Annotated in this window: 13 protein-coding genes; 8 read left to right on the plus strand and 5 right to left on the minus strand. The window is 30.3% G+C overall.

Annotated features, from left to right (window positions below; genetic code table 11):
• The first annotated feature begins 16 nt into the window (after nt 1–16).
• Nucleotides 17–964, plus strand: a complete 948-nt coding sequence (locus VP90_RS00220; protein WP_262589042.1) for a sugar-binding transcriptional regulator — start codon at nt 17–19, stop codon at nt 962–964.
• Nucleotides 965–972: 8 nt separating this feature from the next.
• Here the strand turns inward: VP90_RS00220 and VP90_RS00225 are convergent, their stop codons facing one another.
• The 4 genes from VP90_RS00225 to VP90_RS00240 form a co-directional block, all read right to left on the minus strand.
• Nucleotides 973–1,887 carry an ROK family protein gene (locus VP90_RS00225; RefSeq protein WP_262589044.1) on the minus strand — a complete coding sequence of 305 codons (915 nt, stop codon included), beginning with the start codon at nt 1,885–1,887 and terminating at the stop codon, nt 973–975.
• Nucleotides 1,888–1,990: 103 nt separating this feature from the next.
• Nucleotides 1,991–2,815: an inositol monophosphatase family protein gene (locus tag VP90_RS00230; RefSeq protein WP_262589046.1), complete on the minus strand. Its 825-nt coding sequence runs from the start codon at nt 2,813–2,815 to the stop codon at nt 1,991–1,993.
• A 172-nt stretch (nt 2,816–2,987) separates the two neighbouring features.
• The gene (locus VP90_RS00235; RefSeq protein WP_262589047.1) at nt 2,988–3,617 is read right to left on the minus strand and encodes a pyridoxamine 5'-phosphate oxidase family protein; all 630 of its coding nucleotides are present in this window, start codon (nt 3,615–3,617) and stop codon (nt 2,988–2,990) included.
• A gap of 3 nt (nt 3,618–3,620) precedes the next feature.
• A complete protein-coding gene (locus tag VP90_RS00240; RefSeq protein ID WP_262589048.1) occupies nt 3,621–4,496 on the minus strand; it encodes an NAD(P)-dependent oxidoreductase in 876 nt (291 codons plus the stop codon).
• Between the two features lie 11 nt (nt 4,497–4,507).
• Here VP90_RS00240 and VP90_RS00245 point away from each other — a divergent pair, with 11 nt between their 5' ends.
• From VP90_RS00245 to VP90_RS00265, 5 genes are read left to right on the plus strand one after another with little or no spacing between them, the layout of a single operon-like run.
• The gene (locus VP90_RS00245; RefSeq protein WP_262589049.1) at nt 4,508–5,716 is read left to right on the plus strand and encodes an MFS transporter; all 1,209 of its coding nucleotides are present in this window, start codon (nt 4,508–4,510) and stop codon (nt 5,714–5,716) included.
• A gap of 45 nt (nt 5,717–5,761) precedes the next feature.
• Nucleotides 5,762–6,298 carry a DNA-directed RNA polymerase subunit omega gene (rpoZ, locus tag VP90_RS07705; RefSeq protein ID WP_262589050.1) on the plus strand — a complete coding sequence of 179 codons (537 nt, stop codon included), beginning with the start codon at nt 5,762–5,764 and terminating at the stop codon, nt 6,296–6,298.
• 24 nt (nt 6,299–6,322) lie between these two features.
• On the plus strand, nt 6,323–7,315 hold the full coding sequence (dusA, locus tag VP90_RS00255; RefSeq protein WP_262589051.1) for a tRNA dihydrouridine(20/20a) synthase DusA: 993 nt from the start codon (nt 6,323–6,325) through the stop codon (nt 7,313–7,315).
• Nucleotides 7,316–7,355: 40 nt separating this feature from the next.
• Nucleotides 7,356–8,141 (plus strand): sulfite exporter TauE/SafE family protein, encoded by a 786-nt coding sequence (locus tag VP90_RS00260; RefSeq protein ID WP_262589052.1) that lies wholly within the window; start codon nt 7,356–7,358, stop codon nt 8,139–8,141.
• 2 nt (nt 8,142–8,143) lie between these two features.
• Nucleotides 8,144–8,545, plus strand: coding sequence for an HIT domain-containing protein (locus VP90_RS00265; RefSeq protein WP_262589053.1), 402 nt, complete (start codon nt 8,144–8,146; stop codon nt 8,543–8,545).
• Nucleotides 8,546–8,648: 103 nt separating this feature from the next.
• Here the strand turns inward: VP90_RS00265 and VP90_RS00270 are convergent, their stop codons facing one another.
• On the minus strand, nt 8,649–10,103 hold the full coding sequence (locus VP90_RS00270; RefSeq protein WP_262589054.1) for a phosphomannomutase/phosphoglucomutase: 1,455 nt from the start codon (nt 10,101–10,103) through the stop codon (nt 8,649–8,651).
• Nucleotides 10,104–10,282: 179 nt separating this feature from the next.
• Here VP90_RS00270 and VP90_RS00275 point away from each other — a divergent pair, with 179 nt between their 5' ends.
• On the plus strand, nt 10,283–12,220 hold the full coding sequence (locus VP90_RS00275; RefSeq protein ID WP_262589055.1) for a ribonucleoside-diphosphate reductase subunit alpha: 1,938 nt from the start codon (nt 10,283–10,285) through the stop codon (nt 12,218–12,220).
• Nucleotides 12,211–13,224 (plus strand): ribonucleotide-diphosphate reductase subunit beta, encoded by a 1,014-nt coding sequence (locus VP90_RS00280; RefSeq protein WP_262589056.1) that lies wholly within the window; start codon nt 12,211–12,213, stop codon nt 13,222–13,224. Before VP90_RS00275 ends, VP90_RS00280 begins: the two co-directional genes overlap by 10 nt.
• Nucleotides 13,225–13,233 lie beyond the last annotated feature (9 nt).

Below are 13,233 nucleotides of genomic sequence, written 5' to 3' on the forward strand. Positions count from 1 at the left end.
ATATAAGAATTCTATAATGAATATATCAAAAATACACAAAAACGATAACGCAGCGAGAGCTGCCTGGATGTATTATATTTATAAAATGAACCAAGATGAAATAGCAAAGACCATGGGAATTTCAAGACAAAGAGCTCAAAGATTAATTTCCTTAGCAGTCAATGAAAATTTGGTTAATTTTAAGATAAATCACCCAATAGTTTCATGCCAAGAATTATCTTTGGAATTAAAAAAAAAATTTTACCTAATGAATGTTGAAGTTGCCCCAAATGTTTCTAATAAAATAGACAAATTAGATGGGATAGTGAATTTGGCATCAAAAACTATAGATACTTTTTTGATGGCAAAAAAGTCTATGAATTTAATTTTTGGTTCTGGATTAATTCTTTCAAAAGTAGCTGATAAACTTTCACCAGTCACTTGCTTACAGCATAAAATAGTATCAAATATTGGCAATCATGGTCCAGATGGTCTTGAACCACCTTATTTTGTACTAGGTAGAATCAGTCAAAATGTAGAGTCTAATTTTTTTCCTTTCACAGTTCCTATCTATTCATCTAGCAAAGAAGTTCAAAAATTTTTTTTGAATTATTTACCTGTTAAAAAAACAGTAAAATTAATTAAAAATTTTGATGCTTGTTTTTTATCTATAGGTGGATTTGGATCCAAAAAAACAGCAGGCTTATTAAGAGACTCTTTGATAGATGATGACAAATATCATTTAATGAAATCGAAAGGTGTAGTGGGACAAATTAATGGTGTGTGTTTCGATGAAAATGGAAAAATAATAAAAAATATTGATAATTATATTCCAATGTCTATTCTTCCAGATGCAAATTTAAAGAAACCAGTAATTGCATTTGCAGGAGGATCAGATAGGGTTCTTGCAATAAAAGCAGCATTAAATGGTAGGCTTGTAAATGGTTTAATTACAGATGAAGTGACAGCAGAAAAACTATTATAAATTAAAAATTATTTCCACAACCAAGCAGCTCCTCTTACTCCACTGGAATCACCATGTAAGTTTTTTAAAACTTTGGTTTCTATTTTTTTTGCAAAAGTATATTTGGGGATTAATGGAGGAATATTTTCGTACAATCTTTCAATATTTGACATTCCTCCACCCAAAATAATTACGTCTGGATCAAAGATACCTACCATTACAGCCATTAATCTTGCCATTCTATCCTCATATAAAGAAAATTCTAAATTAGCACGATCATCGTTATTTTTATCAAGTTCAACAATTTCTGTTGTCGTAAAATTTGTATTATGTTTTTTATTAAAAATTTCAGTGAAACCTGTTCCTGAGATGAATTGCTCTGCACACAAGGGTCTTCCACAATTTCCAGAAGGGCATTTAACATTTAGTTTATTTTCTTCGTCAGTTGGATAGGGTAATGGTTGATGACCCCAATCTCCAGCAATTTGATTTGATCCCTCAATAATTTCTTTTTTATAAGATAAACCTCCTCCAAAACCAGTTCCAATTATGACACCAAATACTGACTGATAATCTTTACCAGCACCATCTATAGCTTCTGATAAAGTTAAACAATTGGCATCATTCATCAACTTTACTTTTCTTTGTAATGCAATTTCTAAATCTTTTTCAAATGGTTTGTCATTTAACCATAAGGAATTAGCATTAGTGATTAATCCAGTCTCTTTTGATGAAAAACCAGGTATTCCTAGACCCACTGAACAAGTTTGTTCACTAATTGCATCAAATTCACTTACTAGTTTTTTTACAGTTTCGATTCCTGAAATATAATTTTTGTCATACAAATATCTTTTTCTCTCAATTTGTTTCCCATCTTGATCCAAAAGAATGCCCTCTATTTTTGTACCACCATAGTCAATACCGATCTTAAATTTTTTAGACATATAGATATTAATAAACTAAAATTTGGATTTTTGAATTAGTAATTAATTAAAGTGATGCTTGGGAGAGAAAATTTAAGGGTAAAAAAAACAATCCAAGCATCACTTAATTATTTATTCCTCCAGGAATAAATTCAGATAACGGTTTTAAATAACCGAGCATTTTATTATGAATAATTTTATTTGAACTTACTAAAATAGTTCCTGCTTCCTTTGGATCCTTGTTACTCCAAGTCGAGGCAATCCCTCCTGAAGCTTTAATTATTGGTATTAAAGCATGAATATCCCAAATTTTATTTACACATTGAATAACAGAATCTATTTTTCCCTCACAAAAATTCACATAACTCAAGGCATCTGACGATGGAAATTGCATTAAATCTAAAACTTTAAGAATTTTTAGTTGTTGATCTAAAGATAACCAACCATGAAATTCTCCTGCTAATTTCATTTGGTTAAATGTTGATTTTTTATTTGCTCTAAGTTTTCTTTTTTTTCCATTTTTTACAACATAAGCCGTGTTTGCGCTTTGATTAAAATAGTATTTATTTAACTCAGGAAAATTAGCCAAACCAAATTGTGGGTTTCCTTTATAATTTAATGAAATTAAATTTGACCACGTTGGATTTCCAACAACAAATGATTTGGTACCATCAATGGGATCTATAATCCAAGAATAATCACTTTTTTTATTTTTTGTTTTAAATTCTTCACCTACAATGCTGTGACCAGGAAATCTTTTATTTATTTTATTCCTAATAAATTTTTCAAATGCTTTATCGAAACTGGTTACAGGATTAAATTTTCCTGATTTATTTTTGTTTTTAACATTTATATTTGAATTAATTATTTTTTTATAAAATAAATTTAAATCAACAGCTAATTGGTTCAAAAACTTAGGATATATTTCATGTGTTTTATTGCTATTCATATTTACATTCACAAATACAGCATAAAACTATATTGATCAATAAAATTGTACTTTTGCTCATTAACGAGTAATTACTCATAATAGGCTATAAATTGAAAAATTAACTTATCAAATTTAGTAAAATTTGATCTTTTATTCTAAAATTGATAATTAATTTAAAATAATATGTTCTTTAAGGTACAAGCCAATAATCTCTTGAGATTGTGTTTTCTGAACCAAGGTTGTTTTCAAAATCAAATCTAGCTCGTCGGTGACCTTTAGCAGCCAAATATAACCATTCTATTGATTTTATTTTGCACTGAATAACCGTAAAGTTTTTATAACCTTCTTCACTTTGTTCTTTTGTATAATCAAAATTATCAAGCTCAGGTTTCAGTCCAGATGTAGGAATATCAGACTCAGTTCCTGGTCCATTATCAACTAGATAACATTTTCTAGATATGTGTTGGGTTTTTGACCAAGATTCTTTAGTAACTTCGTTATTATGATTAATAGTACACTCTACTTTCAATCTAACCTGAATTTTTTCATCTTTATCATAAAATAGCATTGCTGCATTTTTGTTAGATTTTAATTTTTCAATTTTATCTGAACGAATGTCACTATGAAACTGAACTAAGTTATTAGATTGATCTGATTTTCGAAGAACTACAATTCTACCATCTAAATCAGATTGGCTACCACATATAAATACAGGTATTCTGAAAGGCGAGCTTCTGTCTTTGATAGCATTATTTAACATAGACCAAATTTTCTTTTTGATCTCCTTAAAGTCCTCATAATAAGGAACAGTATTAGTCACAAATTATTTTTTCTTTTTTAATCGAGCAATAAGTGCAGAGCTATCCCAACGATTACCACCCATTTCTTGTACTTCGGCATAGTAACCATCTATGATTTCTGTAATTGGCACAGGCGAACCATTTCTTTTTGCTTCTTCAATTGCAATTTTTAAATCTTTTCTCATCCAATCAATAGCAAACCCATAATCAAACTTATCATCTGTCATAGTTCGATATCTATTTTCCATCTGCCAAGACTGTGCTGCACCTTTAGATATAGTTTCCATTACTTTATCCATATCTAAACCTGCGTTTATTCCAAAATTAATTGCTTCTGATAAACCTTGCACTGCACCAGCTATACACATTTGGTTCATCATTTTAGTCAGTTGACCGCTTCCACAAGATCCAATTAATTTTACTTTTTTACTGTAGCAATCAATTACTGGCTCTGCTTTTTTAAAAACTTCTTCATCACCACCAACCATGACAGTTAGTATTCCACCCTCCGCACCAGACTGACCTCCAGATATAGGTGCATCTAAAAAATCAAAACCTTTATCTTTTGCAGCTCTATATAATTCTCTAGACACTTCCGCAGACACAGTTGAGTTATCAATAAATATTGATCCAGCTTTTGCTGTGTTAAATAATCCATTCTCTCCTGTAGCTACTTCTCTTAAATCATTATCGTTACCCACACATGTAAAAATAAAATCTGCACCTTCTGCTGCCTGAGCAGGAGTGTCAGCCATTTTACCTTTGTATTCACCAATCCATTTTTCAGCTTTTGATTTTGTTCTATTAAAAACAGTTACATTGTGTCCGGCTTTTGATATATAACCAGCCATAGGGTAGCCCATAACCCCAAGCCCTATGAAAGCAACATTACAAGTCATAATTTTTATCTATGTTTAAAAGTTTAAGTTTAAAAGTAATTTTATTTGGTTTTATTTTTACATTTTTTTCAAGTTTTGGACAGAGTTATTTTCTTGGTTTGTTTAACACTAGTATTAGAGAAGCTCTTTCTATATCTCATGGACAATTTGGTTCAATTTATGCTTCTGCAACTTTATGCAGTAGTTTTATTTTAATATGGGTTGGAAAAAAAATAGATGATTTTAGTGCAATTAAATTTGCATATTTTGTAATTATATCATTAAGCATATCTTCATTTATATTTTCTAAAATCAATTCAATAGTTTTTTTATTTTTAGCAATTTTTTTAATGAGGTTATTTGGTCAAGGGTTAATGTCTCATACTGCTAGTACTACAGTTTCAAGATATTTTGATAAATCAAGAGGAAAAGCATTAAGTACTTCTTGGTTAGGTTTGTCGTTAGCAGAATTTATTTTACCAGTTTTAATAGTATATTTTTTAACTTTCATACATTGGAGGGAGTTATGGGTAGGATTTTCTTTGCTTATTATTTTAATTCTACCTGTTGCTTCTATCTTTTTAATAAATAATTTAAATATTAATTCTAGAGAGTCTGACAGTAATAATAATTCTCAAGAGGATGCAATTAAACAATGGTCCAGAGGAGAAGTGTTAAAAGATTATAAGTTTTATATTATTTGTGGGAACTTATTAGCAATGCCATGGATTTTTACAGGCTTTGCAGTTTTTCAATCATTTGTTCAAATTTCTAAGGGATGGGGTCCATATGTGATAGCTCAATCTTTTATGGTCTATTCGATTTGTTCTGTTTTGACTTTATTTATAACTGGTATTTTAATAGATAAGTTTTCAAGCAGGAAATTATTAATTTTTACAAATATTCCCATGTTGATTGCAGCTTTAATATTGATAGTTTTTGATCACCCAATTGTTTCATTTATTTTCTTAGGATTGATGGGGATAACAAATGGTTTTGCAAATGTTTTAGGCACATCTACATGGGCAGAATTATATGGTGTAAGATTTATTGGAGGAATAAAGGCTATGACCTCTGCTTTAATGGTTTTCTCTACTGCTTTTGGAACTGCTTTGTATGGTTTTTTAATAGATAAAAATTTTACAATAGAACAAATTGCTACTTTTTCGGCAATATATGTTGGATTTATGCTAGTGCTTTTATTCCTTATAAAAAATAAGCTAAATCCTCAATATTTATAAAAAATACTCCTTGATTTTTTAAGGTTCACTGTATAGATACTGCGCATGGCTAGAGTTACCGTTGAAGACTGTATAGATAAAGTAGAAAGTCCTTATGAATTAGTTTTAGTAGCTAAAGAGAGAGCTACTCAACTTAATGCTGGTTTAGAACCAACAATAGATAGGGATAATGATAAAAATACAGTGATATCTTTAAGAGAAATTGCTGAAGATAAAATCAAAGTATCAGATTTAACTGAAAGCGCTGTTTATAAACTCAGAAAACACGTTGAACAAGTTGATGACGGGGTAGAGGATGATGAAGATATTGGTGATGATTTTGAAAATCTTTACAAAGGAGAAATTTCAAAAAGTGGAACTCCAATTTTACCATCTAAAAGAGCAAGAAAAACTCCAGAAAAAATCCAAGTATCAAAGGAAGATTTAGCTGAATTATCTGAAACAGCTACACCTGAAGTAGACGCTTCAGTTGGCCAAGAAACTATGAATGAACAGGGTGAAGTTTCATTAGATGAAGTTTCAGAATCAGAAAATCAAGAAGCAGATGTTGCTTCTGAAGATCCAGAAGCTTCAAACTCATAAAAAAATAATATAAAGTCTCAGTTTATGAATAGGTTAGTATCAGTTGCTCCTATGATGGACTGTACAGATCGTCATGAACGATATTTTTTAAGACTAATATCCAAAAATATACTTCTTTATACTGAAATGGTTGTCGATGAAGCAATCAATAGAGGTGATAAAAAAAAATTACTAGAATTCAATATCAATGAAAAGCCAGTTGCACTCCAATTAGGTGGATCTTCACCTAAGTTACTTGCGGAGGCATCAAAAGTTGGAGAAGACTTTGGTTACGATGAAATTAATTTAAACTTAGGCTGCCCAAGTAGAAAAGTAGAGAAAAATAGATTTGGTGCTTGTTTAATGAAAGAGCCAAACTTAGTTGCAGATTGTTTAACAGAGATGAAATCAAAAACTAAATTACCTGTAACCATAAAAACTAGAATTGGATATGACAATGTCGAAGATTACGAAAACTTACACAATTTTATATCTACTCTAAAATCTACAGGTGTTGAAACTTTTATTATTCACGCAAGAAAGGCTATGCTTGGTAAGTTTACACCCAAACAAAATCTAAATATTCCACCTTTAAAGTATGAGTTTGTTTATAAGTTAAAAGAAGATTTTCCAAATGATGAAATAATAATCAATGGAGGAATAACCTCTGTTGATCAAATCAAACCTCATTTAGAAAAAACAGATGGCGTTATGATTGGAAGAGCCGCTTATCATACACCTTATTTATTGGCAGATATTGAGAGAGAAATTTTTAATAATGAAGATATTCCTAGCAGGCAAGACGTTATTGAACAGTTAATTCTTTATGTAAAAGATGAGCTAAAAAAAGGAACTCGGTTAAACCAAATCATGAGACACACATTAGGTTTATTTCATGGTCAATCTGGTGCTAGTTATTGGAAAAGATATTTAAGTGAAAATATGTGCGTGAGAGATGCTGATGTAAAAAAAATTGATCACTTAATGGATAAAATTAAATACAATAATGTTGATATGAGAGAAGGTCAATCTGCTTAGTTCAATCTTCGCAAATGAATATATCTATATAGTTTTATTAATGGTTTTGACTGCAATTCCAGTTGGATTTGTAGCTGGCCTTTTTGGTATTGGTGGCGGTTTAATAACTGTCCCGTTTCTGTATTACATATTTGGCAAACTTAGCATAGATCAAGCTTATATAATGCACTTAGCGGTAGGAACTTCTTTTGCAATAATAATTCCAACATCAATAGTTTCAGTTTTAACCCATCATAAATTTAATTCAGTCGATTTTAATGTAGTTAAAAGCTATGGTTTTTTTGTAGTTGCAGGAGTTGTTTTGGGAACAATATTTGCTGCAACTTTCAAAACAAAATCATTAGTACTTTTTTTTGCAATCGTAATCTTTCTTTTAGGAATTTATTTACTTACGATAAAAGAAAAAGAACAAAATGTAATATCTGAAATGAAATTGTATTTAAAAATAATACTTGGTGCGATTGTTGGATTTATTTCAGCTATAACAGGTATAGGTGGTGCTGTTATGAATGTACCAATTCTTAAATTTTTCGGTTATTCAATTAATAAAGCAATTGGTAGCGCTGCAGCGATTGGTTTTTTAATTGCACTGTTTGGTGCTACAGGTTTTTTTATTTCAGGAAGTTATTTAAAAACAAATTTACCATTTAGTATTGGATTTTTAAATGTACCAGCTTTTTTAATCTTTATTCCGATTACAACTTTTATGGCAAGACTAGGTGCAAGAACAGTTCATAAAATAGATAAAAATAAAATTAGTAAATTACTTGCTATTTTCTTACTAATCGTAGCAGTTAAGTTTTTTTACGAATATATTAAATTATAAGCATGTTGTTTAAGTTAAATAGGAAATTTTTAAAGACTTCACATCATCTTATCGATCTTAAATTATGCACTATTAGGCTAAACAATAATTCTAAATTTCCATGGATAATTCTAATTCCCAAAAGAAAAAAGATTACCGACATAAGCGACCTTAATTCTAAAGATCAAACTCTGCTAATGAGTGAAATTGTTTATGTAAGTAAAATAATGAAAAAATTATTTAAAACTTCAAAACTCAATGTAGAAAAAATTGGAAATATTGTTCCTCAGTTGCACATACATATTATTGCTAGAAGTAAAAAAGATAGTTCATGGCCATTATCTGTATGGGTTGTTAAAGGAAAAAATTACTCAAAAACAGCTCTGAAAGTAATAGTAGATAAATTAAGAAAAGCTCTAAAATAAAAAGAGGTGACTTCAGTCTCCCTCCATCACCTCAATTAATTTTTTAAATGATTCTTTACAGTTTTATGAACACTTATTAGTTGAAAATTAACTTTATTAAGTACTAAATTTTTTGATCGTATTCGCCTATTTTCCCAGTTTTTTGAAGTAAATCGTCAATAAAATCAAAGATTTTCTTCTTTCTATTATCTGAGGTTGGGCTTTCAGTTACAATTACCAATGAAGGTTTATTAGATGATGCTCTTATCAATCCCCAAGATCCATCTTCAAAAGAAAATCTTACTCCATTAACTGTAAGAACTTCAGTGATTACTTGATCATCAATTTTAGTTTTATTATTTTTTAATTGTTCTACTTTTTTAACTAATTCTTCAACTACTTGATATTTTTCTTCATCTTTACAGTGTGGCGCCATCGTAGGTGTTTGAAAAGTATTTGGTAATTCATTAATTATTTCACTCATTTTTTTATTTTTATTATCTAATAAATGACAGACATGTATGGCTGAATTTATTCCGTCATCGTAACCATATCCCAAAGGCTGATTGAAAAAGAAATGTCCACTTTTTTCAAAGCCTGCTAATGCCTTTTCAGTGTTAACTTTACGTTTAATATGGGAATGACCTGTTTTCCAATAAATTGTTTCACAATTGTTTTCTAATAAAATTTTGTCTTTTGAGTATAAACCTGTTGATTTTACATCTACTACAAATTTAGAATTTTTATGTTTAGTAGATAAATTTCTTGCTATTACTAAACCAATTTTATCAGAGAATATTTCGTTACCTTCATTATCAATAACACCAACTCGATCTCCATCACCATCAAAGCCGAAACCTATATCAGCATTATTTTCTTTAACTACTTTAGCAATTTCATGAAGCATTTCTAAATCTTCTGGATTTGGATTATATTTTGGAAAATTCCAATCTAAGTTACAATCTAACTCAATCACTTCACACCCAATACCCCTTAAGATATCTGGTGCAAAAACACCTGCAGTTCCATTGCCACAAGCAACTACAGCTTTAATTTTTTTATTTATTTTGTTTTTATTAATTAGGTCATTTTTATAAATTTTATCGAAATCTTTTATTTCTTTTTCATTTCCATCACCTTTTGAAAACTTTTCACTCAATGTTATTTCTTTTAATTCTCTCATCTCTTCAGGTGCATGAGTTAAGCCTTTTTTGATACCCATTTTTACACCAGTCCAACCATTTTCATTATGACTTGCTGTAACCATAGCAACTGCATCTGCATCTAAATTAAATTGTGCAAAATAAACCATTGGAGATAATGACAAACCAATATCTTCTATATGACATCCTGTTGACCTTAATCCTCTTTTAAGTGAGGTTTTTATCTCCTCACTGTAAGATCGATAATCATGTCCAACAATAATTCTAGGATGATCTTTTTTGGTGTGATTTTTTATTTGTGTTCCAAGTCCTTTGCCGAGATTCTCTATTCCTGCTGAGTTTATGTCTTTCTCATACAACCAACGGGCGTCATATTCTCTAAAACCATAAGGATCTATTTTTAAATTTTCACTCATTTATCCACTACTTACTCTTTTTATGTTAATTTCTTTAAAAAAATTTTATTTTTTTATTGATAATCATATTGTCGCGTTCTATAAATGTTCCATTGATTAGACGTTTATTTAGTATATTTAATCAAAGCGCCTACAACATATAGTTGTTTTCGCAAAACTAAAATAATATAATAATAAATATGAACAAGATTCTATCTCAAGCCCTCAAGAAAGCTGTCTCCGAATATAGCCCAGAAGTTAAAGAAGTTTCAAAAGCAAATAAGCCTGATTTATTTTCTTTAAATAATGAAACAGAATTATTTCAAAACGACAAAGGTATAATAATTAAAATTGATCGTTCTAAAGATTCGAAACTTACAGATTTTGGTAAAGCAACTTTAAAAGATAGATATCTTGGTTTAAACGAATCTTATCAAGATTTATTTGCAAGAGTAGCAAGCACTTATGCTGATGACAATCTACATGCACAAAGAATTTATAATTACATAAGCAATCTTTGGTTTATGCCAGCAACACCCGTTTTATCAAACGGTGGAACTAAAAGAGGTTTACCTATTTCATGTTTTTTAAATGAAGCATCTGATAGCTTAGGTGGAATTTTAGATCTTTGGAGTGAGAATGTTTGGCTTGCTGCGAAGGGTGGAGGAATTGGAAGCTACTGGGGTAACCTAAGATCTATTGGAGAAAAAATTGGCAGAGTTGGAAAAACTTCAGGAATAATTCCTTTTATTAAAGTAATGGATTCTTTGACAATGGCAATTAGCCAAGGCTCATTAAGAAGAGGCTCTGCAGCTTGTTATCTTCCTATCGATCATCCTGAAATAGAAGAGTTTATTGAAATGAGAAGACCAACTGGTGGAGATCCAAATAGAAAAGCATTAAATTTACATCATGGTGTTTTAGTTTCAGATGCTTTCATGAGAGCAGTTGAAACAGATGAACAGTGGGCATTAAAAAGTCCAGCAGACGGAACTGTGCAACAAACTATTTCTGCAAGAAATTTATGGATAAGATTATTGACCGCTAGAATTGAAACTGGTGAGCCTTATATAATTTATATAGACACAGTTAATCGACAAATTCCTCAACATCATAAGTTAGCAAATCTTACTGTTAAAACTTCTAACTTATGCAGTGAGATAACTCTTCCTACAGGAATTGATAAAGATGGTAGAGATAGAACAGCGGTGTGCTGTTTATCATCTTTAAATTTAGAAAAATATGAAGAATGGAAAGATGATCCAGATATGATTAGTGATGTAATGAGATTTTTGGATAATGTGTTATCTGATTTCATTAACAAAGCTCCAGAACAATTTAAAGATGCTAAATACTCTGCTGAAAGAGAGAGAAGTGTTGGTTTGGGTGTTATGGGCTTCCATTCTTTCTTACAGAAAAATAGAATTCCACTTGAGTCTGTAATGGCAAAATCATGGAATAAAAAAATATTTAAAAATATTCATGAAAAAGTTAATCAAGCTTCTAAAGATTTAGCTGAAGAAAGAGGAGCGTGTCCTGATGCTGCAGAGTATGGTTATCAAGAAAGATTTTCTAACAAAACTGCAATTGCACCAACAGCATCAATTTCTATTATTTGTGGAGGAGCTTCTCCAGGAGTAGAGCCCATTGCAGCAAACAGTTATACTCACAAAACTTTATCTGGTTCATTTAATGTGAGAAACAGATATCTTGAAGAAATTCTTGAAAGTCATAGTAAAAATGATGAGGAAACTTGGTCTAGTATTACTACAAACCAAGGCTCAGTTAACCATTTAGATTTTTTAACTGATTTAGAAAAAGATGTATTTAAAACTGCATTTGAACTTAATCAAAGCTGGATAATTGAATTGAGCGGAGACAGAACTCCTTTTATTTCACAAGCTCAATCAGTTAACTTATTTTTACCTGCAGATGTTCATAAAAAAGAATTACATAAAATTCATTTTGATGCGTGGAAGAAAGGTTTAAAGAGCCTTTACTATTGTAGATCAAAATCAATTCAAAGAGCTGAGAATGTTAACGACTCTAAGTCAACAGACATCATGGCTAATGTATATAAAAATAAATCAACCGAAAATAGTGAACCAGAGTACGAGGAGTGTTTGTCATGTCAGTAGCAGAAAAAGTTAAGTCAGAAATTATTCAACCACAAAAAAACAATAACGGATTGCTTGTTGCAAATCCAGTTTACAAACCTTTTAGATATCCATGGTGTTATGATGCATGGTTAACTCAACAAAGAATTCACTGGTTACCGGAAGAGGTTCCACTTGGAGATGATGTAAGAGATTGGCAAAAAAATCTTTCAACTTCAGAAAAAAATCTATTAACACAAATTTTTAGATTTTTTACGCAAGCAGATGTTGAAGTTAGCAACTGTTATATAAGACATTACATGAATGTATTTAAACCAACTGAAGTATTAATGATGATGTCTTCTTTTGCTTCAATGGAAACTGTTCACATTGCTGCTTACTCACATTTGTTAGATACAATTGGTATGCCAGAGTCTGAGTATTCAGCATTCATGAAATACAAAGAAATGAAAGATAAATACGATTACATGCAAGGTTTCGATGTTAAATCAAATCATGATATTGCAAAAACAATTGCTGTATTTAGTGCTTTCACAGAAGGTCTTCAGTTGTTTGCAAGTTTTGCAATTTTGTTAAACTTCCCAAGACATAACAAGATGAAAGGAATGGGTCAGATTGTTACTTGGTCTGTAAGAGATGAGACGTTGCATTGCAATTCGATGATCAGATTATTTAAAGATTTCATTAAAGAAAATCCTGAAACATGGACACCACAATTGAAAAAAGAAATTTATGAAGCTTGCAGAACAATTGTTGAGCATGAAGATGCTTTTATTGATTTAGCTTTTCAAATGGGTCCAATGGAAGGTTTAACTGCAGAAGATATTAAAAAATATATTCGATTTATTGCAAATAGAAGATTAGATCAATTAGGATTAGAAGCGATCTATGACATTGATAAAAATCCATTAACTTGGTTAGATACAATGTTAAATGCTGTAGAGCACATGAATTTCTTTGAAGGAAGAGCTACAGAATATTCTAAAGCGTCAACCCAAGGAACTTGGGCAGAAGCATTTAGTTAATAAATATAA

The sequence above is a fragment of the Candidatus Pelagibacter ubique HIMB140 genome (assembly GCF_025558165.1).
Classification (GTDB): Bacteria; Pseudomonadota; Alphaproteobacteria; order Pelagibacterales; family Pelagibacteraceae; genus Pelagibacter; species Pelagibacter ubique_T.